Genomic DNA, 20739 nt, shown 5'->3' on the forward strand with positions numbered 1-20739 from the left:
ATGCTGCATTATTCTGCCCCAACGCATCCTCTTTCTTTATCGCTCAGCGCTGACGAGTACCCCATGATCGACATCCATAACGTGACCGCCTACCAGCAGCAGACCCGCGTGCTGGACGGTTTTTCCCTGCATATCGGCGCCGGCGAGAAGGTCGCCATCCTCGGCCCCAACGGGGCCGGCAAGAGCACCTTGCTCAAGCTGATCACCCGCGAGCTGTACCCGGTGGAACGCGAAGGCAGCCACTTGAAGCTGTTCGGCAGCGACACGGTCAACCTGTGGGCGCTGCGCAGCCGCCTCGGTTTTGTGTCCCAGGATTTGCAGGAAGACTACACGCCGTCCACCCAGGCGCTGGATGTGGTGGTTTCGGGGTTCTTTGGCGCCATTGGCGCGCACGGCCACTTGCAGCCGAGTGCCGAGCAGATCGAACAGGCGCGGGCGTTGCTCGCGGTGGTGGAGATGTCCGGGCATGAGCAGACCATGTTCCAGCGCTTGTCCACCGGGCAGAAGCGCCGTCTGCTGCTGGCGCGGGCGTTGGTTCATCAGCCCGCCGCGTTGATTCTCGACGAGCCGGCCAACGGCCTGGACATGGGCGCGAGCCTGGGCATGCTCAAGCTGATGCGCAATTTCTGCGGCGCGGACCACGCGATGATCATCACCACGCACCATATCGACGAGATCATCCCGGAGATCGAGCGGGTGGTGCTGCTCCAACAGGGCCGCATCGTTGCCGACGGGCCCAAGGCCGAGGTGCTGACCAGCGCCGCGTTGTCCGACCTGTATCAGACCGAACTGCGCATCAGCGAAGAAGACGGTTGGTATCGTTGCTGGCACGCGTGAGGCGTTTCGCGAGCAAGCTCGTTCCTACAGGGGAAGGGGGTAACGCGCCTGTAGGAGCGAGCTTATCGGGGCGCCGAACCGTCGCGATAGCCCACCCACATCGATTCACGCGCGCATCCCATGAACCCGGTTGGCGCTGGACTTCTTGCTGACAATGCACGCCCAGCGGTGATCTTCGCGGTAGGGCGCGCGGGTGAAGTCGATGTCGCAGATTCGGTTCATCCCGCATTTCTTCAGGGCTTCGGTCAGTTGTACGAGTGTCTCTGCTTCGATAGTCATCGCTGTTACCTCGTCAGATTGACTGCGTTCATAGGTCTGGACCGAGGCCCATCTCGGCGAATTCAATCTTTTTGAGATTTATCCGGGGAACGGGGCCGCGCAGCGACCTCGGCGGCGGTCTGCTGTTTCTGGTAGTCGAGGTATTCGCGGTTCATGACGTAGGCCTTGATCTTCTCGACGTCGTCGGCACTGAGGCTGTCGCCGAAGGCCGGCATGCCGAGCGGGCGCAGGACGCCTTCGCGGACGATCTGCTGGAACATGGCGCGGCGGCTTTCGTCGGTTTTGCGCAGGTCGGGGATCAGGCCGCCGCTCTGGGCGCCAACGCCGTGGCACACCGAGCAGTAGGCGCCATAGAGCTGTTTGCCGGTGCTCAGGTCGGCGGCGCTGGCGTGGACCGCCTCGGGCACGCGGGCGGCGGCGACGGCCGGTTTTTCCGGCAACGCCGGCAGCGAGGCCTTGCCGCCGAGCTTGAACACCAGCAGGCGACTGATGTTGCCGACCCCCGGCGCCTTGGCCGCGTCGCCGCCGATCAGCGGGGCGACGCCGCCCCAGCCGGCCATGATTGCCACGTATTGCTCGCCCTGGAAGCTGTAGGTGATGGGCGCGGCGACCAGGCCGGTCTGGGCGTCGAACGACCACAGTTGCTGGCCCTTGTCCGCCGAGTAGGCGATCAGGTTGCCGGCGGCGGTGCCCTGGAATACCAGGTTGCCGGCGGTGGTCAGGGTGCCGCCGTTCCAGTAGTGCGGGTAGGGCACGCGCCAGGCTTCTTTCTGTTTGACCGGGTCCCAGGCGAGCAACGCGCCGGACACCACCTCGCGTGGCACTTCCTCGCCATCGGAGAAGCCGGCGCCGGTGTTGAAGGCCTTGCGTCTGACGAATTCCTTCGACTCGTTGCGATAGACGCCGGGAATTTCCTGATAGGGGATATAGACCAGGCCGGTGTCAGGGTTGTAGGACATGGAGTGCCAGTTGTGCGCGCCGAACGGGCTCGGCCACATCACGATGGGTTTGTCTTCGTAGCGCACGCCGGGGGCTTCGATGGGGCGACCGGTTTTCAGGTCGACCTTCTCGGCCCAGGTGACCTTGCCGAATTTTTCCGCGGAGAGCAGTTCGCCAGTCTTGCGGTCGAGGATGTAGAAGAAGCCGTTTTTCGGCGCCTGCATGATCACTTTGCGCGGCTTGCCGTCGAGTTCCAGGGTCGCCAGGCTCAGTTGCTGGGTGGCGGTGAAATCCCAGCTATCGCCGGGGGTGACCTGGTAGTGCCAGGCCAGTTTGCCAGTGTCCGGGTGCACGGCGAGGATCGACGACAGGTACAGGTTGTCGCCGCCGCCGGGGCTGCGGATCTCGCGGTTCCACGGCGAACCGTTGCCGGTGCCGACGTAGAGCAGGTCCAGCTCCGGGTCGTAGGCCATGCCGTCCCACACCGTGCCGCCACCACCGCTTTTCCAGTACTGATCGCCTTTCCAGGTCTTGGCCGCGTCGATCAGTTCGGGGTGTTCGTAGGGCTGGTTGGGGTCACCCGGCACGGTGTAGAAGCGCCAGGCCATCTTGCCGGTCTCGGCGTCATAGGCGGAGAAGTAGCCGCGCACGCCATATTCGGCGCCGCCGTTGCCGATGATGACCTTGCCCTTCACCACGCGCGGGGCGCCGGTGATGGTGTACGGCTTGCTGCTGTCGGTGGTTTGCTGGCTCCAGAGTTGCTTGCCGGTCTTGGCGTCGACGGCGATCAGGCGGCCGTCGAGGGTGCCGATGTAGACCTTGCCGTTCCACAGGGCGACGCCGCGGTTGACCGCGTCGCAACAGGCGTCGCGGGCCTTGCCGCGGTCGAGTTCGGGGTCGAAGGTCCAGAGCACTTTGCCGGTGGCGACATCCACGGCAATGGCGCGGCTCCAGGACAGCGAGGCGTAGAGCACGCCGTCGTGGAACAGCGGCGTGGCTTCGAGGCCGCGATGGTTGTCCAGGTCGATCGACCAGGCCAGGCCGAGGTCCTTGACGTTCTGTTCGGTGAGCTGTTTCAGCGGGCTGTAGCGAGTTTCGTCATAGGTGCGGCCGTGGCTCAGCCACTCGTTGCCATCGGTGTTGCTGGCGACGATGGCCGCCTGGTTGACGGGGGCCGAGACGGCGATGGGGCCCATCAGGCACAGCAGCACGGCGGTGGCAAGGCAGGTTCGGCGGTGACGCGAGGACTGCAAACGGTTCATGTAGGCATGACTCCTTGATTATTCGTTCTTGTGCGGAGCAATGGCCGATCCGCGACGGATCGGCGGGACATCAGAAAACTTGCAGGATGCGCAGGTTGAGGCGGTTGTCTTCCTTGAAGCCGTTTTCCACGGACATGTCCTGCCCGTAGTTGACCAGCAACTGGGTGCCCGGGGTGACGAAGTAAGAGGCGCCGACGCTGAATTTGCTGGTGTCCGGCTCGTCGTCCTGGCGCAGGCCGTCGACCTTGGTTTCGCCGCCCCAGAGCCGGGAAACGCCCAGGCGCACGTCGAAGGCATCGGTGAAGTTGTAACGCAGGAATGCCTGGCCCTGGAAAAGCTCGGACTGCTTCAGGGTCGCTTTGGCCGGGCCGTATTCGTCGTTCTTGCCGAAGAAGGTCACGTCGGCGACAAGGTCGAGGGTGAGCTTGTCGGTCAGGCCCTGGATGTAGCCGGCCTGCAGGGTGTACTTCCAGCGGTTCTCGCCGAGGTTGAGCGCGTGATCGTTGTCGTAGCTGCCGGTCGGGACATAGACATAGGGCGTAATACCGAAGTAGCGGCGTTTGGCCGGTTCGTTCACCAGCCAGATCGTGGACGCGAGGATCAGGTCGCCGATGCCGCTGTCGTCGCCCAGCGACTTGGTGTCGTCCTTGCCCCGGAGGCTGCCGAACGGCAGGAGAAACTGCGGGTCGATGATGTAGTCGCCAAGCTCCATGAAGTGCACGCCCCGGAGGATTCCGACATCCGAATCCAGCCGCGCATCCAGTGGCGCCTTGTGGCCGTCGGCGTATAGCGACTTGCGCTCGGCGTGCTGGTAGTACACCAGGCCGAGGTTGGTGCCGGCGGGCATGGCGGTGTAATCGCCGGCGTCCACATCCACGGCCCGGGCCGAAGGTACTATTGCCGTCGCCAGGCCAAGCGCGGTAGACACTCCGACAATCCTGGCCAGTTTCCGTGTGTTGAAGACAGTGGCGAGGCGCGTATCAACGCTCTTCGTCATGACATCACCTTTATTGTTTTTGTTTATGATCGAGTGGTGTATCCCGGCCGTTAAAACGCAGTACGGGCCGGAGACGAAGAAGGCTTGAGCAGAACCTGTGCCAGTTATTTTGAATGGATGGAAATCCATTCAAGATCAACGGTTTATAACAAGATCAATGTGCGGCTTGAGACTTTCCGAAACGCGCTTTCACCGCACTGTCTCATGATGAGGCAGTTGTCTTGAGTGAGGGCTGTACCGGACTGATACAGCCGTTTCGAGGCAATGTAATGAACAAGCCCGATGACCCTTTTTCTGCCCAGCGTGAAGTGAACGTGATTACCGCGATCGAAGCGCGCAACCGCGCCTTTGGTTCGCAACTTGTCGAGCGTTCCTGGGAGCGTTCGCAGCGCTACGGGATCCGCACCCGCGACCGGGTGTTGTTCGACGCGCCGGTGGCGGTACGCCCCGACAATCTGCGCGATTACGGCGGCTCGTTGCTGGAGGCCGCGCGGCCGGAGATGGAGCAGTTGCATGCTTCGCTCGCGCCGCGGGACTGGGTGCTGGCCTGCATCGATCTGGACGGCGTGGTGCTGAGTTCGATGGGCAAGTCCAACGGTGCCAGCCAGGAACTGAACCAGGTGTTCCGCCAGGGCGCGCAGTTTCTGGAAACCCTGGTGGGCACCACGGCGCCGAGCTGTGCGCTGGCCGAGCAGGAGTCGGTGATCATCGCCGGCTCCGAGCATTATCTGGAGGAAGCGCGCGCCTTCACCTGCATGGCGACGCCGATCTTTGGCGTCGACGGCGGCATCGTCGGGGTGCTGGATGCCAGCCGCAAAGGCGTGGAAGCCTCGCTGTATACCCTGGAGTCCCTGGTGATCGCCGCGCGGGCGATCGAGCGTCGCCTGTTCAGCCAGTTGGGCAGCGTGCTGCTGGTGCACTTGCACGGTCGCCTGGATATTCTCGGCACGCCCATGGAAGGGCTGCTGGCGTTCGATCAGGCCGGGCAGCTCAAGGGCGCGAACCGGATCGCCCACCAGCTTTTCCAGCCGCCGGGGCTCAAACCGGGCATGGACTTCAGCGAGCTGTTCGACATGCCGTTTGCCCATGCCCTGTGTTATCGGCGCTACGACCTCAGCGTTCCGTTCCGGTTGCAAACCCATTGCGGCGCTCTGTTCAACGCATGCCTGACCGCCGCGCCGGGCAACGCCTCGGTGCAGTCGCGACGGCCAGCGCTCCCGCCGGTCACCGCCGAGCGCCGCGAGCCAGCCGCGCATGGGCCTTGCCTGGAAGACCCGACGGTCAGCGCGGCACTCGAGCGCGCGCGCAAAGCCTTTGCCCGCAATATTCCAGTGTTGATCAATGGCGAGACCGGCACCGGCAAGGAAGTCTTCGCCCGCCTGTTGCATGACGGCGGCAGCCGCGCCGCGGGTCCGTTCGTGGCGATCAACTGCTCGTCCATTCCGGCCAGCCTGATCGAGTCGGAGCTGTTCGGTTATGTCGAAGGGGCGTTCACCGGCAGTCGCAAGGGCGGGGCGCCGGGCAAGATCGAACTGGCCGATGGCGGCACGCTGTTCCTCGATGAAATCGGTGATATGCCGCTGGAATTGCAGGGGCGGCTGCTGCGGGTGCTGCAGGAACGCAACCTCAGCCGGCTGGGCAGCAACAGCGTGGTGAAGGTGGACTTCGCGCTGATCTGCGCGACCCACCGCGACCTGCTTCAGCTCGCCCAGGAACAGGGCTTTCGCGAAGACCTCTACTACCGCGTCAACGGTCTGCGGGTCAGCCTGCCGGCGCTGCGCGAGCGCAGCGATCTGGCGCAACTGATCCAGCACTTGTTGCTCAGCGAGTCTGCGGGCTCTGCGCCACCGGTGTTGGACGGGCCGGCTTTGCGTGCGCTGCTGGCGTATTCCTGGCCGGGCAATATTCGCCAGTTGCATCAGGCGCTGCGCCTGGCTGTGGCGCTGGCGGATGAGGACGGCCGGATCGGCTTGCAGCACCTGCCGGATGAGGTGCTGCGGGGTGCGCCGGAGCCGATTCGCGAGACGCTGGACGTCGATGTCGAGAGGGGGCCGGGCGACACCTTGCAGGCGTCCGGGCAGCGGGCGATTCGTACGGCGATCGCCGCGTGCAACGGCAACCTCTCCGCCGCCGCACGGCGACTGGGGATCGGGCGGGCGACCTTGTACCGGAAGATGAAGGAGATGGAGCAGGACGCTTGAGGACTGGCCCTTTCGCGACGAGCTGCCGCGAAAGGGCCGGCGTAGCATCAACCCTTGAGCTGCGGGAAGTCTTCTTCGAAATGCTCGTGTTCACCGCGGCTGTCGCCTTGCCGGCGCTGCACTTCCATCTGCCGCAGTTCGACCCGGCGGATCTTGCCGGAGATGGTCTTGGGCAGCTCGGTGACGAACTCGATACGCCGCACGCGCTTGTACGGCGCCAGGTGTTCGCGGGCGAAGGCGAGGATGCTGTGCGCCAGCTCCGCGCTGCCCACCTGGTCGTGGGCCAGGATCAGGAACGCTTTGGGCACCGCCAGGCGCACCGGGTCATGGCTGGGCACCACCGCCACTTCCATCACCGCCGGGTGTTCGATCAGCGCGCTTTCCAGTTCGAAGGGGCTGATGCGGTAGTCCGAGGCCTTGAACACATCATCGGCGCGCCCGACGAAGGTGATGTAGCCGTCGGCATCGATCTGCGCGGTGTCGCCGGTGCGGTAGTAGCCGTCGCGCATGACCTCGGCGGTTTTCTCCGGGCTGTCTTCGTAGCCGAGCATCAGGCCCAGCGGCCGTATCGCCAGCGGCAGGGCGACTTCGCCTTCGTTGCCGGGCAGGCCGTCGGGATCAAGCAGGCTGACCTGATAACCGGGCAGCGGGCGGCCCATCGAACCGGGCTTGAGGACCTGGCCGGGGGTGTTGCCTACCAGCGCGGTGGTTTCCGACTGGCCGAAGCCGTCGCGCAGGTCGAGGCCCCAGGCGTGCTGCACTTGCTCGATGATTTCCGGGTTGAGCGGCTCGCCGGCGCCGACCAGTTCCCGCAGGCGCAGACGGCCACGGTAGGCGGCGAGGTCTTCCTGGATCAGCATCCGCCAGACCGTGGGCGGCGCGCACAGGCTGGTGATGCCGTAGCGCTCCAGCACCTGCAGCAGCGAGATGGCATTGAAGCGCGGGTTGTTGTGGATGAACACGCAGGCGCCGGCGTTCCACGGCGCGAAGAAACAACTCCAGGCGTGCTTGGCCCAGCCGGGAGACGAAATGTTCAGGTGCAGGTCGCCGGGTTGCAGGCCGATCCAATAGAGGGTGGACAGGTGCCCCACCGGATAGCTCTGGTGGCTGTGCAGGACCATTTTCGGCTTCGACGTGGTGCCTGACGTGAAGTACAGCAGCATCGGGTCGGTGGCGCGGGTCACGCCTTCCTCGATGAACGCGGCGCTGTGGTGCTCGGCGTCGGCGTGGGGCACCCAACCGTCCGCCCGGGTGCCGACGCTGATACGGGTGAAGTCGCCACCGATGCCGGCGAATTTTTCCAGGTTGGCGGCGCCGACGATCAAGTGGCGAACGTTGCCGCGTTCGATGCGGTCGCGCAGGTCTTCCGCAGTCAGCAGGGCGGTGGCGGGAATCACCACGGCGCCGAGCTTGAAGGCGGCGAGCATGCTTTCCCACAGGGCGATGTCGTTGCCGAGCATCATCAGAATGCGCTCACCGCGCTTTACGCCCAGCGCACGCAAGTGGTTCGCCACACGGTTGGAGCGTTGCGCCATCTCATGGAAGCTGTAGCGGCGTTCGCTGCCGTCTTCCTCGACGATCCACAGGGCTGGGGCCGGGTTGTCGCTGGCCATGTGATCGAAGTAATCCAGCGCCCAGTTGAAGCGCTCCAGCCTGGGCCAGCGGAAATCCCGTACGGCGGTTTCGTAGTCGGTACGGTGGGCGAGCAGGAAATCACGGGCGGCAAGAAAGGCGTGGCGTTCTGAGTTCATGAGGGGCGTGCCTTGATTGTTGTTGTCGGTCCCGCCTGGTCAGGAAACCGGGGGTTGGGCCGAGTATAGGCGCGCGTTTATGAGAGCAGAATTCACATAAAAGCCGGTGCAATGTGCAAATTTGCAGGGTGGGCGAGGGGGTGTTTCAAAGTGGGACAGTGGCGGATCGCGAGCAAGCTCGCTCCTACGGGGGCACTACAATTTGTAGGAGCGAGCGATTCGTCCGACTCAGCGGTGCCGATGACGACGCTTGTGCTTGCGCTTGCCGGTATCACGGTTGTCATCTGCCAGGTGGTTGCCCAGCGCACCACCGGCTGCGCCGCCCAGGCCCGCGCCAACGGTAGAGCCGGTCGAGCCGCCCAGTTTGCCGCCGATCAGCGAGCCGCCCGCCGAGCCCAGTCCGCCGCCCAGGGCCGCTTCGGTGCGGTTGCCCTTCTTCGCGCCGACGGCGCTGCCGGCTGCGCCACCCAGGCCGGCGCCAATGGCCGCGCCGGTGCTGCCACCGATCTGTTGACCGACGACATTGCCAAGCGCGCCGCCAAGGCCGCCGCCGATCGCGGTGGTGCCGTCACCGGCCAGTGCCGCCTGGGACATCAAGATACCTAGAGCGAGGGTAGGCAGTGAAAAACGCATGGTCGAAACCTCTGGCAGTGGGGGCAGTCAGGAAAAAGTGGAAAGCAGCCGGTCAGTCGTCGTCACGGTAGCGGCGATCATCGCGGCGATGGTCATAGCGGTCGTCGTAGCGGCGATCGCGGCGGTCATCCTGCCAGCGGTGCTGGTCACGGTCGCCACGCCAGCCGTCGTTACGGTCATGGTGGTGATGATGGGCGCAGCCGGCGGAAACCAGGATCGCGGCCAGCAGGGACAGTTGAGCAAGACGGGTCAGCACGGTCATTTCCTCTAACCGCGGGGGCGGTATTCGATGGCGCAGGTATGACCGCGTTTTTCAGGATTTGTTGCAGAGAGACAGCCAAGTGATTGGCAGATATGAAAAAAGCGCCATGAAGGCGCTTTTCTCGAGAGGTGGTGCGAGTGGCGGGACTCGAACCCGCAAGGCTCACGCCGACAGATTTTAAGTCTGCTGTGTATACCAATTCCACCACACTCGCAGGTTGATCGAGATTCACGAGGTCTCTCAAATCAAGCGCGCTTTATAACTCATCGTTATATTCGCGTCAACGGGTAAGACGAATACTCACCGCGCCATGTAACGTTGCACCCACCGCCTGGGAATCATCATCGAGGCCAGTCCGAGCATGGCTGCCAGGACGCTGCTGGCCAATAATGCGGCAAAACCCAGGTGGTGTTCCAGCCAGCCGCCGAGCACCGCGCCGAACAGCATCCCGCTCCACGGCACCAACTGCATGCGCCAGCCAGGGCGCCGCTCGCCCATCAGCCAACGGCCGAGGCCGCGACCGAAGCGCGACAGGGCGCCGGTGACGTAGGTCAGGCCGATGGGCAGGCCGTTCACTTCTTCGACCGCGGCATTGAGCATGCCCATGGACAGGATCGCCGCCAGCATCGCCAGCAGTTCCAACTGTTTGCCGCACAACGCGGCGGCGAGCAGCAGCAGGGCGGTCAGCGCCAGCAACGGCCAGGCGCGCTTGCGGCTGGAGCGGGCGATCATGACGCCCAGTGCGTTGCCGATCACGAAGGTGGCAATGAGCAGCGCCAGGCGTGCAACCAGATCGAACTGGCCGTCGCTGAATGCCACGGCCAGGCGGGTGGTGTTGCCGCTCATGAAGGAGACGAAGTCGCCGCTGGCCAGGAAGCCAATGGCGTCGGTCATGCCGGCCAGTACCGAAAGGCCGCCGACGAAGAACAGCCCGACCCGGCCGCGCAGTCGGTACAAGCGCAGGGCGTGGGGTCTGCGCTGGCCTGCGGGGTGTTCTGGCAGCATGCCGGGCGGGTCAGCTGGGTTCGATGGCGCTGGCTACGGCGCGCAGTTCGTTGATCGAGGCGGTCAGGCCGCTGACCCGTTCGTTGACCTCGACCGCGTCGGCGGCGTGGACCGAGTTTTGCAGGTAGACAGCGTGCCCAGCCAGCCCTTTCGCCAGGCGTTCCATCCCGTCGGCCGTGTGCTCCAGATCATCATGAATACGTTGCATGCGCGTGTTTATTACCAAGATCCCTTCCTCGACCGCTTGTCTGTTGTACCTGCCGGACCTAGCGACTATAGCAACTTGCCGGCATTCTCAGGAGGCAGTGTGCAGTCAATGGCGCTATACCTTGATCCAGCGCAGTGATTGCAGGCCCTGTTCATGGTCGGTGCAGGAGTGCATGTAGGAGTTGATGAGCATGGATGTAGGAATACGGCTCACTAAGAGTCATCCTCAGCGTATGCTGTAGCTACACTTCACTCATCATCAGCGGACTCAGCAATGGCTCCATCCGAGCGACTGGACCTGCACAGCATGCACACCAGTCTGTACGAACAGCTTGTACAGACCGTGGTCGACTACGCCATCTACATGATGGACCTCAACGGCTACATCATTTCCTGGAACGCGGGGGCCGAGCGCATCAAGGGCTACCGTGCCGAGGAAGTCATTGGCCAGCATTTCTCGTTGTTTTTCACCGAGCAGGATTGTGCCGATGGCCGTCCGCTGTTCCTCTTGAACAAAGCCTTGAGCAGCGGCGGTTCCCAGGATGAAGGCTGGCGCGTGCGCAAGGACGGCACGCAGTTCTGGGCGCTGGTGGCGCTGGATGTGGTGCGCTCGCCTGAAGGCGAAGTGATCGGCCTGGCGAAGATCACCCGCGACATTACCGATCGCCACGAAGCCGCCCTGCAACTGGATGCGATGCGCGCGCAACTGTTCCAGTCGCAGAAGCTCGAAGCGCTCGGCCAGTTGACCGGGGGCATGGCCCACGATTTCAACAACCTGCTGACCATCATCATCAGCTCGGCGAAGCTCGCCATGAACAGCCAGGACCCGCAACGCACCCAGCGGTTGCTTGAGCATGTGCTCGATGCCGGGCAGCGCGGCAGCCAGATGACCCAGCAATTGCTCAGCTTCGCCCGCCGCAAGTCGCTGGAGGTGGTGCGCGTCAATTTGCCCGAGGTGATCGAGGCGATCCGCGCGCTGTTGTACCAGGCGCTGCCCAAAGGCATCGAACTGCACGTGCAGTGCGACGAGGACCTGCTGCCGGTGGAAGTGGATGCCGGTCAGTTGCAGATGGTATTGCTCAACCTGGTGCTCAATGCCCGGGATGCCATGGCGGACGGTGGCGAGATTCGCCTGTGGGCGCGCAATCAGGTGTTGCTGGGCGAACGCGAAAACCTCAATGGGCCGTTCGCCTTGATCAGTGTCATCGATTCCGGCAAGGGGATTCCCGCAGAGGTATTGCCGCGGATTTTCGAACCGTTCTTCACCACCAAGGGCTTCGGCCAGGGCACAGGCCTGGGCCTGAGCCAGGCGTATGGATTTGCCAAGCAGAGCAATGGCGGCATCTGGGTCGACAGTGAGCCGGGACAGGGCACCTGTATGACCTTGTGCCTGCCGCTTTCGGACAACGGGGAGGGCAATGCGCCGTGGAACAGCTCCAGCGTGTAGCGACAGGTATCAGAGGCCTCGATGACCTGCTCAAGGGCGGCCTGATCGCGGGTTCTGCCTATATCGTCCAGGGCCGTCCCGGCTCCGGCAAGACTGTGCTGGCCAACCAGTTGGCGTTCAACCATGTCCGTCATGGTGGCCGGGTGTTGGTCGCGACCTTGTTGAGCGAGTCCCATGAGCGGCTGTTCCAGTACCTGTCGACCTTGTCGTTTTTCGACGCGACCAGGATCGGCGACCAGATCCAGTTCATCAGTGCCTTCGACACCCTTGATCAGGACGGCCTCGAAGCCGTGGTGCGCGTGCTGCGCGGCGAGATTGCTCGCCAGGGCGCTTCGTTATTGATCGTCGATGGCCTGCTCAACGCCCGCTCGCGGGCCGAGACCGTGCTCGACACCAAGAAATTCATCTCCGAGCTGCAGGCCCACGCGGCCTTCGCCGGCTGCACATTGCTGTTGCTGACCAGCAGCCACCTGGAGGACGACAGTCCCGAGCACACCATGGTCGATGGCGTGATCGAGCTGGGTGAAGACCTGCATGGTGCCCGTGCGGTGCGCCGCATCCAATTGCGCAAGACCCGCGGCAGCGCCGCGCTATCTGGCCTGCACGAGTGTGAGATCACCGGCGATGGGCTGCAGGTTTATCCGCGACTGGAAGCGCTTTACGGTCGTCCGTCAGGCATGGGTAGCGAGACGTTCACCCGCGTCGGCAGCGGTGTCGCCTGCCTCGACCGGCTTTTGCTCGGCGGTCTGGCGCAAGGCTCGGTGACCTTGGCAATGGGCCCGTCGGGCAGCGGCAAGACCTCGCTCGGGCTGAGTTTTCTCGGCGCCGCCACACCAGAGGCGCCCGGGCTGCATTTCGGATTCTATGAGCCGGCGCCGCGCTTGCGGATGAAAGCGGCGGCCCTGGGCCTGGACTTCGCGGCGATGGAGCGTGACGGCGCCTTGCAGATTGCCTGGCAGCCGACCACTGAAGGCCTGCTGGACGATGTCGGTGCACGCTTGTTGCGCCAGGTCAGCGAGCAGGGCATCAAGCGGGTGCTGATCGATAACCTTGGCGCCTTCGCCCGGCTGGCGACCCGGCCGGAGCGCTTGAACGAATTCTTCCGCGCCCTGATGGGCGAACTGCGGGCCCGCGACGTGACGGTGCTGGCCACCTGGGAAATGCGCGACATCTTCGGCTCGGAAATCAACGCCCCGGCGCCGGAGCTATCGAGCATCGTCGACAACCTGCTGTTGATGCGCTTCGTTGAGCTGGGCTCGGAGCTAAAGCGGGTGCTGTCGATCTTGAAAGTGCGCGACAGCCGTTACGACCCGGCGCTATTGGAAGTGGTGATTGGTGCAGGAGGGGTGGAGCTGCATGAGGCGTTCAACGAGGCAACCGCAGTGCTGTCCGGCACGGCGCAGCCACTGGAACGGTCCTGAGGGCCGCGGTCTGAAATCATGAGCACAATTCTGGTGGTCGACGACGAATACATCATTTCCGACATCCTCGGCTTTGTGCTGGAGGATGCGGGCTTTCAGGTCGAGAAAGCCGCCAACGGTGCGAAGGCACTCGAAGTGCTGGAAAAAACACGGGTCGAACTGCTGATCACAGACTGGATGATGCCGGTGATGAATGGCGAAGAACTCGCCCGAAAACTACGCGCCGACCCACAATACAAAGGCATGCCCATCATTCTCATGAGTGGCGCACAGAGCGATATCGCTCGCAAGAGTCCCGAATTGTTCGACGGTGTGCTGGATAAACCCTTCGATCCTGAAACGCTGATTGACATGGTTCAGGGGCTCGTCCGGCCACCTGGGGGATGAAACCCCTCAGTTCAATCCGCGGGTCCGGCGAGGTGGGACCAAGCGCATCCGTGCGACTCGATTCATGCAAACAACTTATGAATGGTCTTCTCCTTTTTCCGGCGCCGGGCTGCCGGCCTGAATGCGTTTGTAGATCTCTTCACGGTGCACCTGAACGTGTTTCGGTGCATCGATGCCGATCCTCACTTGCATCCCCTTGACACCTAGAATGGTGACTTTGATGTCATCGTCGATGACGATGCTTTCGCCAACCTTGCGGGTGAGTATCAGCATGTATTTCTCCTTGGTAACTTGAAATGCCTCGCAGGCGGTACCCACAGAGGACGGGGGCGCTGGGAGACGCTTCCCTCTTTCCCTTCATTAAAGACGCATTCGTTGAAAATTAATTCCCCGAATAAAATATTTGCGAGTGTCTTTTTTAGGTTGGGCGTCGACTGGGCAGGTGGGAATTTCGCGACGCGAGATTTTCCACCCGGCAAGCATAGGGGTGTTGAACGCATATGGGAAATTTCTCTTATAAAAAGAGAAACTTTCGACATTTAGCGTTCAATTTGTGGGGGTATTAAGAAGTTCAACAAATGAGATTGATTCTTGATTGTTGGGCGCTCTTTCTCCGCAATAGCGCCGCAACGTTTTCAGGCGCTGTGACCCAGCAACGCTACACCCTTGATTTGCGCCCACAACTGCTGGCCTTCGTGCAGCCCCAACTGATCGCTGGAAAACCGCGTGACCCGCGCCAGCAGCGGATGGCCTGCAGCGTCCAGGCTGACCAGTACCTGCGCCGGGTTGCCGAGGTGACTGAGGGCGCGAAGGGTCACCGGCAGGCGATTGATGATGCTCGATTGGGTGTCTTCGGCGAGGCTCAGGCTAATGTCGCGCGCCTGGACCTTGATTCGCAATGAAGACCCTGGCGGCAGCGGCGCGTGCGGGATGCGCAGGCGCAGTTGGCTGTCGGGCAGGTGCAGGTCGAGGAGTTGGTAGGCGGCGTCGTAGGCGCCGGTACGGCCTTCGATGATCACCCCGGCGTCGTCATCCTGTGCCAGCGGCAGGTCGAGGCGGGCGAGGGTCTGGTTGATCGGCCCGCTGGCCAGGACCTTGCCCTGGTCCAGCAGCACCAGATGATCGGCGAGGCGGGCGACTTCTTCCTGGGCATGGCTGACGTAAATCAGCGGAATCTGCAGCTCGTCATGCAGGCGCTCCAGGTACGGCAGGATCTCGCGCTTGCGTGGGGCATCGAGCGCCGCCAGCGGCTCGTCCATCAGCAGCAACCGCGGGCTGGTGAGCAAGGCCCGGGCGATGCCGACACGCTGGCGCTCGCCGCCGGAGAGGGTATCGGGCTTGCGCGCCAGCAAGTGGTCGATACCCAGCAGGTCGCAAGCCTGTTGCAGGCTGATCCGCCGCGTGGCCGGGTCGATGCGGCGCCAGCCGAACTCGAGGTTGTCGCGCACCGAAAGGTGGCTGAACAGGCTCGCTTCCTGGAACACGTAGCCGATCGGGCGTTGGTGCGGTGGGACGAAGACGTTGTTGCGGGAGTCTTGCCAGACCGTGCCGCCGACCTCGATGTAGGCATCTTCGGCACGCTCCAGCCCGGCCAGGCAACGCAGGCAGGTGGTCTTGCCGGAGCCGGAGGCGCCGAACAGCGCGCTGACGCCCTGGCCTGGCAGGCTGAGGTCGACATCCAGGGTGAAGTCGTCGCGGGCCACTTTCAGCCGGGCTTGGATCATTGCAACCATCATTCAGCTCCAGGCCGATTTGCCGCCGCGGCTGCCATACAGCGCCAACAGCACCAGAAACGAGAACACCAACATTGCCCCCGCCAGCCAATGGGCCTGGGCGTATTCCATGGCTTCGACGTGGTCGTAGATCTGTACCGAGACCACCCGGGTCTTGTCGGGAATGTTGCCGCCAATCATCAGCACCACGCCGAATTCGCCGACGGTATGGGCGAAGCCGAGGATGCTGGCAGTGATGAAGCCGGGCTTGGCCAGCGGCAGCACCACGCTGAAAAATGTGTCCCACGGACTGGCGCGCAGGGTCGCGGCCACTTCCAGCGGACGGTCGCCGATGGCGGTGAAGGCGTTCTGCAACGGCTGCACCACAAAGGGCATGGAATAGACCACCGAGCCGATCACCAGCCCGGTGAAGCTGAAGACGACCGTGCCCAGGCCCAGGGCCTCGGTGGTCTGGCCGACCAGCCCGTGAGGGCCGAGGGTCAGCAGCAGGTAGAAACCGATCACCGTCGGCGGCAGCACCAGCGGCAATGCCACCACCGCACCCACCGGGCCACGCAGCCAGGAGCGGGTGCGGGCCAGCCACCAGGCGATCGGCGTACCGATCAGCAGCAGGATCAGGGTCGTCAACGACGCCAGCTTGAGCGTCAGCCAGATTGCGCCGAGGTCGCTGGCGTCCAGTGGCATCAGAGTTCGTAGCCGTAGGATTTGATGACCGCAGCGGCTTTCGGACCTTTCAGGTAATCAACCAGTGCCTTGGCGGCCGGGTTGTCCTTGCCTTTCTCGAGGATCACCGCGTCCTGGCGGATCGGGTCATGCAGCTCGGACGGAACGATCCAGGCCGAACCGTTGGTGACCTTGCCGTCCTGGTAGATCTGCGACAGCGCGACGAAGCCCAGCTCGGCATTGCCGGTGGAGACGAACTGGAACGCCTGGGTAATGTTCTGGCCTTCGACGATCTTGGCCTTGGTGGCTTCGGTCAGCTTCAGCTTGTCCAGGACCTGAGTGGCGGCCAGGCCGTAAGGCGCGGCTTTCGGGTTGGCGATGGAGAGGTGCTTGAACTGGTTGGCCTTGAGCACGGCGCCTTTGTCATCGACATAGCCTTCCTTGGCAGACCACAGCGCCAGGGTTCCGACCGCGTAGGTGAAGCGCGAGCCCTTGACGGTGGCGCCTTCGCTTTCCAGCTTGGCCGGGGTGCTGTCGTCGGCGGCGAGGAAGACTTCGAACGGCGCGCCGTTCTTGATCTGCGCGTAGAACTGTCCGGTAGCGCCGTAGGCGGCAACCAGTTTGTGGCCGGTGTCTTTTTCGAAGTCCTTGGCAATCGCCTGGATCGGCGCGGTGAAGTTCGCCGCGACGGCGACCTGGACGTCATCGGCCCAGGCGCTGTTGAGGGTCATGAAGGCGAACAAAGTAGTCAGGGCAAGACGAGGTGCACACTTACGCATGAAACAGCTCCGTGGGTGAGTAAAGGCCAATCGCTATATAGGCGAATATATAGCGATTGTCTTGTATACGGAAAGTCCTGTTTTTAGCGACCAATCAATGCGAGAGCTTCGTCCGCCAGTTTGCGGGTCAATTGTTCGGCGGGCAGTTCGACGCCAAGACGCAGCGCCTGACCGGACCAAAGGTTACTGAAGTCGCTGTTGCCTTGCGGTTCGCTGATCGCGCGAATCGGCGCCAGTGCACCGCCTGCGAGGGGGAAGGCCGGGGCGAGGGCGCTGATCGGGCCCAGTTCGCGCATGATCCGCGTGCTGATGCCGCGGGCCGGGCGGCCGGTAAACAGGTTGGTCAGCGCCGTGTCGCTTTCCTGCGCGGTGTGCAGCGCGCGGCGGTGGGCCGGGGAAATCTTCGCCTCGGGGCAGAACAGGTACGCAGTGCCCAGTTGCACCGCCGAGGCGCCCAGGGTGAACGCCGCAGCGATCCCGCGGGCATCACCGATCCCGCCGGCGGCGATCACCGGCAGGCGCACCGCGTCGGCAATCTGCGGGACGAGGGCCAGGGTGCCGACCTGGCTGTTCAGGTCATCGCTGAGAAACATCCCGCGATGGCCGCCGGCCTCGAAGCCCATGGCGATGATCGCGTCGCAGCCGTGTTGCTCCAGCCACAGCGCCTCGGCGACGGTGGTGGCGCTGGACAACACCTTGGCGCCGCTGGCCTTGACCCGCGCCAGCAGGCGCGGCTCAGGCAGACCGAAGTGAAAACTGACCACCGCCGGCTTGAACTGCTCGACCAGCGCGCAGGCGGCTTCGTCGAAGGGCGCGCGGCTGGAGACCGGCGTCGGCGCAGTGAAATCAGCGCCGACTTCGTCGTAGTAAGGCTTGAGCGCCTGCTTCCAGCGCTCGGCCTTTTCGGCATCGGCTTGCGGCGGGCTGTGGCAGAAGAAGTTCACATTGATCGGACCCCGGCTGGCCTGGCTGAACGCCTCCAGCTCCTGGCGGATCTGCTCGGCGCTGAGCATGGCGCACGGCAGGGCACCCAGGCCACCGGCATTGCTCACGGCAATCGCCATGGCCGAACCGGTGGCGCCGGCCATGGGCGCTTGCAGGATCGGCAGCTCGATGCCGAGCAGATCAACAATGCGGCGGTCCGGCCATTGGCTCATCAGCGGTGCTCTCCCTTCTGCGATCAGCGGGCCTCAGAGTGCCTTGCTGACCTGAATCTCGGTGATCTTGTCGGCGTCGTCGCCGTGGATTTTGCGCAGCGCTTCCAGCGCCTGTGCCTGCGAGTTGTCCGGCAACTGGGCGAAGTCCCAGCGGCGCTCGCCGTCGAGCTTGTACTTGATGACGTATTTGATGGTTGCGGTCATGGGACTTATCTCAGTTGCGACGACGAGCGGCGAATGAACTTGATCTTGTAGGTGAACGTCGGTTTGCGCGTTACCGAAATTGCCCGAGGGCTGACGGTATCGAGGGTGATATTCCAGAAACCGGTACTGGGCACCGTGATTTTCGCCGGGAAATGGTCGAAAGCGCCGCCATGATAGGTGTGTCGGCCGCCATTCTTGAAACTGCGAAAGTTGGCGTCGTTCATCAGACGGATATTGCAGCGCTGGGAACATTCGATGACGACAATATCGTCTTCATTCAGGTGTTCGCGCTGGTGTACGAATTTCATGTTACGGCTCCGCAAGGGGATATTTCGGCAGTGCGAAACGATAACAGATGTCGGCCGAATGTAGGACTTCATCACAGTCTTGATGAGAAAACTGTCAATGCAGGGAGCAAAACGGCCTAATAGTGGTCGAAGTGTTTTTATTTGGGAGATGGGATTCAATGAAATGGTTTGTACCTGCCTTGGCGTTGACGCTGACCGGATGCGCCAGTGTGGCCGAGTTGGAACAGAGCCCTGAAACCCTGGATGTGATTTCCGGCAAGTCGCCAGAGCACTATCTGCTGTGCGTGCAGGAAAGGCTCAAGGACAGCCGCGGTCCGCTGCAAGTGACCCGCGACAAGAATTCGATCCGGGTGATCGTGCCGCAGAAATTGTCTGAATCGCCCGCGGCGGTGTTGGACATCAGCGAACGCTCCAGCGGCAGCGGCATCAAGCTGCACGAGCGCTTGAACAACTTCCCCCTGCGCCTTTCCGATGTAAAGAACGCGGCGACGCGCTGCATTTCTGGCTGAGTCCCTGTACCCCGCGCTTCAACGGGTCGTTTTCATCCCTGCTGATTAATCGATTCACTGAGCTGGATGCTCCTTTTCGGTGCATTTCGCCGTTGTAGTGGCGAAAGGATAGACCTACTATCCATAGGCTTATATTTTTTAAGTCTAAGCATATAACCAGAAGATGGAGCTCCGTGATGATTCCACTGGATCGAATCCTGATCAGTAGCCTGTTGTTGTTTTCCCTCCCGGCAGCCCATGCCGACCAGGGCCAGAAAGTCTTTACCCAAGGAGGCCAGAACCCCGCTGCCATGGCCTGCCAGAGCTGTCACGGCCCGGATGGCCTGGGCATGGCAGCCGCCGGCTTTCCGCGATTGGCGGGCTTGCCGGCCGGTTACCTGAGCAAGCAGTTGCAGGACTTCCGCGACGGCACCCGCAAGAACCCGATCATGGAACCGCTGGCCAAGGCCCTCGCCGACGAAGAAATCGCCGCCGTGAGCAAGTCCCTGGCGGCCATGCCGGCACCGGCAACACCGGAGGTGCGCCGTCAGCAGATGGCCAGCAGCCCGGTGGAACAACTGGCCCTGTACGGCGACTGGGACCGGCAGATCCCCGGTTGCGTGCAATGCCATGGCCCGGGCGGTGTCGGTGTCGGCGAGCACTTCCCGCCGCTGTCACACCAGCCGGCGGCTTACCTGACCGCGCAGCTCAACGCCTGGCGCGATGGCAGCCGACACAACGATCCCAACCAGTTGATGGTCGGCGTGGCCAAGGCCATGACCGATGAAGAGATCAAGGCCATCGCCGACTATTTCGCCGGCGGACAGGGGGTCAAGCCATGAAAGCATTCATTTTTTCCGCACTGGCCCTCTCGCTGGGTTCGGCTCATGCCGCGCAGGTTGCCATGGAAGACCAGTCGCAACTGAAAGTGCCGGCGGCAAGCAAGACGCCATTCTTCGTTCCTCCCGCACAAAGCGAACTGCCTGACAACGCCTTCGGCAAGATGGTCCGCGACGGTTATGCGCTGTTCGTTGACACCAAGCGCCTGGCCCCGGACTACGTCGGCAATGGCATGAAGTGCAGCAACTGCCACCTGGATCAAGGCCGCATGGCGCACTCGGCACCGTTGTGGGGCGCGTACCCGATGTACCCGGCCTATCGCAAGAAAAACGACAAGGTCAACACCTACGCCGAGCGCATCCAGGGCTGCTTCCAGTTCAGCATGAACGGCAAGGCGCCCGCGGCTGACAGCAAGGAGATCACGGCGTTGTCGGTGTATTCGTACTGGCTGTCGACCAAGGCGCCGATCGGTGTCGAGCCTCCTGGCCGCGGCTACCCGGATGTGGCGCAGCCGGCCCAGGGCTACGACATCGCGCGTGGCGAGAAGCTCTACAAGGAGCAATGTTCCATTTGCCACGGCGATCAGGGTGAGGGGAAGAAAATCGCCAATGACTACGTGATGCCGCCCTTGTGGGGAAAAGACTCCTACAATTGGGGCGCAGGCATGCACCGGATCAATACGGCGGCATCCTTCATCAAGTACAACATGCCGCTGGGCAAGCCGGGCAGCCTGAGCGATCAGCAGGCCTGGGACGTGGCGGCCTACATCAACAAGCATGAACGCCCGCAGGACCCGCGTCTGGTCGAGGGTTCGGTGGAGAAAACCCGGCTCAAGTTCCATGCCAATGATGGCGTCAACCTCTACGGCCAGACCGTCGAGGGCGTGCTGATCGGGCAGGGCACCGGGAAGTGACCGACGCGACCGCCGAGGCGGTCGCA

General features: G+C 63.1%; 23 protein-coding genes and 1 tRNA gene. 8 read left to right on the plus strand and 16 right to left on the minus strand.

The genetic code is table 11. The annotated features are described in order from the left end of the window. The first annotated feature begins 63 nt into the window (after window positions 1-63). A complete protein-coding gene (locus tag NTD82_RS23395) occupies window positions 64-837 on the plus strand; it encodes an ABC transporter ATP-binding protein (protein ID WP_095153805.1) in 774 nt (257 codons plus the stop codon). Between the two features lie 105 nt (window positions 838-942). On the opposite strand, the gene NTD82_RS23400 is transcribed toward NTD82_RS23395, so the two are convergent. The 3 genes from NTD82_RS23400 to NTD82_RS23410 all read right to left on the minus strand — a co-directional run bounded on the left by NTD82_RS23400 (window position 943) and on the right by NTD82_RS23410 (window position 4245). After that, on the minus strand, window positions 943-1116 hold the full coding sequence (locus tag NTD82_RS23400) for a hypothetical protein (protein ID WP_262130470.1): 174 nt from the start codon (window positions 1114-1116) through the stop codon (window positions 943-945). 62 nt (window positions 1117-1178) lie between these two features. Continuing rightward, window positions 1179-3251 (minus strand): PQQ-dependent dehydrogenase, methanol/ethanol family, encoded by a 2073-nt coding sequence (locus NTD82_RS23405; RefSeq protein ID WP_410017087.1) that lies wholly within the window; start codon window positions 3249-3251, stop codon window positions 1179-1181. A 136-nt stretch (window positions 3252-3387) separates the two neighbouring features. Then, window positions 3388-4245, minus strand: a complete 858-nt coding sequence (locus tag NTD82_RS23410; protein ID WP_262130472.1) for a transporter — start codon at window positions 4243-4245, stop codon at window positions 3388-3390. 338 nt (window positions 4246-4583) lie between these two features. Here NTD82_RS23410 and NTD82_RS23415 point away from each other — a divergent pair, with 338 nt between their 5' ends. Further along, entirely contained in the window at window positions 4584-6515 is a 1932-nt protein-coding gene (locus tag NTD82_RS23415; RefSeq protein ID WP_262130473.1) for a sigma-54-dependent Fis family transcriptional regulator, read from the plus strand. 47 nt (window positions 6516-6562) lie between these two features. Here NTD82_RS23415 and NTD82_RS23420 read toward each other — a convergent pair whose 3' ends face one another. From NTD82_RS23420 to NTD82_RS23445, 6 genes are all read right to left on the minus strand, one after another. Then, window positions 6563-8266: an AMP-binding protein gene (locus NTD82_RS23420; RefSeq protein WP_262130474.1), complete on the minus strand. Its 1704-nt coding sequence runs from the start codon at window positions 8264-8266 to the stop codon at window positions 6563-6565. 228 nt (window positions 8267-8494) lie between these two features. After that, a complete protein-coding gene (locus NTD82_RS23425) occupies window positions 8495-8899 on the minus strand; it encodes a bacteriocin (protein ID WP_095153800.1) in 405 nt (134 codons plus the stop codon). Window positions 8900-8951: 52 nt separating this feature from the next. Continuing rightward, the gene (locus tag NTD82_RS23430; protein ID WP_371929269.1) at window positions 8952-9161 is read right to left on the minus strand and encodes a hypothetical protein; all 210 of its coding nucleotides are present in this window, start codon (window positions 9159-9161) and stop codon (window positions 8952-8954) included. Window positions 9162-9290: 129 nt separating this feature from the next. Continuing rightward, window positions 9291-9375, minus strand: a tRNA-Leu gene (locus NTD82_RS23435). Between the two features lie 86 nt (window positions 9376-9461). Next, complete coding sequence (locus NTD82_RS23440; protein WP_095153799.1) at window positions 9462-10166, minus strand: YoaK family protein; 705 nt, start codon at window positions 10164-10166, stop codon at window positions 9462-9464. A gap of 10 nt (window positions 10167-10176) precedes the next feature. Beyond that, window positions 10177-10374: a hypothetical protein gene (locus NTD82_RS23445; RefSeq protein WP_175649985.1), complete on the minus strand. Its 198-nt coding sequence runs from the start codon at window positions 10372-10374 to the stop codon at window positions 10177-10179. Between the two features lie 273 nt (window positions 10375-10647). Between NTD82_RS23445 and NTD82_RS23450 the strand changes: the two genes are divergently transcribed. From NTD82_RS23450 to NTD82_RS23460, 3 genes are read left to right on the plus strand one after another with little or no spacing between them, the layout of a single operon-like run. Then, window positions 10648-11820, plus strand: coding sequence for a two-component system sensor histidine kinase NtrB (locus NTD82_RS23450; protein WP_262130475.1), 1173 nt, complete (start codon window positions 10648-10650; stop codon window positions 11818-11820). Continuing rightward, window positions 11799-13241 carry an ATPase domain-containing protein gene (locus tag NTD82_RS23455; protein WP_262130476.1) on the plus strand — a complete coding sequence of 481 codons (1443 nt, stop codon included), beginning with the start codon at window positions 11799-11801 and terminating at the stop codon, window positions 13239-13241. The genes NTD82_RS23450 and NTD82_RS23455 overlap by 22 nt, the downstream gene beginning before the upstream one ends. 18 nt (window positions 13242-13259) lie before the next feature. Beyond that, window positions 13260-13628 (plus strand): response regulator, encoded by a 369-nt coding sequence (locus NTD82_RS23460; RefSeq protein WP_095153795.1) that lies wholly within the window; start codon window positions 13260-13262, stop codon window positions 13626-13628. A gap of 75 nt (window positions 13629-13703) precedes the next feature. Here NTD82_RS23460 and csrA read toward each other — a convergent pair whose 3' ends face one another. The 7 genes from csrA to NTD82_RS23495 all read right to left on the minus strand — a co-directional run bounded on the left by csrA (window position 13704) and on the right by NTD82_RS23495 (window position 18472). Beyond that, a complete protein-coding gene (csrA, locus tag NTD82_RS23465) occupies window positions 13704-13901 on the minus strand; it encodes a carbon storage regulator CsrA (protein WP_095153794.1) in 198 nt (65 codons plus the stop codon). A gap of 362 nt (window positions 13902-14263) precedes the next feature. Beyond that, window positions 14264-15361 carry a molybdenum ABC transporter ATP-binding protein gene (gene modC, locus NTD82_RS23470; protein ID WP_262130477.1) on the minus strand — a complete coding sequence of 366 codons (1098 nt, stop codon included), beginning with the start codon at window positions 15359-15361 and terminating at the stop codon, window positions 14264-14266. A 3-nt stretch (window positions 15362-15364) separates the two neighbouring features. Then, complete coding sequence (gene modB / locus NTD82_RS23475) at window positions 15365-16045, minus strand: molybdate ABC transporter permease subunit (RefSeq protein ID WP_110970534.1); 681 nt, start codon at window positions 16043-16045, stop codon at window positions 15365-15367. After that, the gene (gene modA, locus NTD82_RS23480) at window positions 16045-16803 is read right to left on the minus strand and encodes a molybdate ABC transporter substrate-binding protein (protein ID WP_175649990.1); all 759 of its coding nucleotides are present in this window, start codon (window positions 16801-16803) and stop codon (window positions 16045-16047) included. Before modA ends, modB begins: the two co-directional genes overlap by 1 nt. Before the next feature lie 83 nt (window positions 16804-16886). Continuing rightward, window positions 16887-17960 (minus strand): NAD(P)H-dependent flavin oxidoreductase, encoded by a 1074-nt coding sequence (locus tag NTD82_RS23485; RefSeq protein WP_262130478.1) that lies wholly within the window; start codon window positions 17958-17960, stop codon window positions 16887-16889. Window positions 17961-17993: 33 nt separating this feature from the next. Beyond that, the gene (locus NTD82_RS23490; protein WP_262130479.1) at window positions 17994-18164 is read right to left on the minus strand and encodes a hypothetical protein; all 171 of its coding nucleotides are present in this window, start codon (window positions 18162-18164) and stop codon (window positions 17994-17996) included. A 5-nt stretch (window positions 18165-18169) separates the two neighbouring features. Continuing rightward, window positions 18170-18472, minus strand: a complete 303-nt coding sequence (locus tag NTD82_RS23495) for a DUF1883 domain-containing protein (protein WP_095153789.1) — start codon at window positions 18470-18472, stop codon at window positions 18170-18172. A 158-nt stretch (window positions 18473-18630) separates the two neighbouring features. Here NTD82_RS23495 and NTD82_RS23500 point away from each other — a divergent pair, with 158 nt between their 5' ends. The 3 genes from NTD82_RS23500 (at window position 18631) to NTD82_RS23510 (ending at window position 20713) form a co-directional block, all read left to right on the plus strand. Further along, a complete protein-coding gene (locus NTD82_RS23500) occupies window positions 18631-18981 on the plus strand; it encodes a hypothetical protein (RefSeq protein WP_095153788.1) in 351 nt (116 codons plus the stop codon). 176 nt (window positions 18982-19157) lie between these two features. Further along, window positions 19158-19802, plus strand: a complete 645-nt coding sequence (locus NTD82_RS23505) for a c-type cytochrome (protein WP_262130480.1) — start codon at window positions 19158-19160, stop codon at window positions 19800-19802. Next, a complete protein-coding gene (locus tag NTD82_RS23510; protein WP_262130481.1) occupies window positions 19799-20713 on the plus strand; it encodes a c-type cytochrome in 915 nt (304 codons plus the stop codon). Before NTD82_RS23505 ends, NTD82_RS23510 begins: the two co-directional genes overlap by 4 nt. Window positions 20714-20739 lie beyond the last annotated feature (26 nt).

The organism is Pseudomonas sp. 5P_5.1_Bac1, assembly GCF_025466015.1.
Taxonomy (GTDB): Bacteria; Pseudomonadota; Gammaproteobacteria; order Pseudomonadales; family Pseudomonadaceae; genus Aquipseudomonas.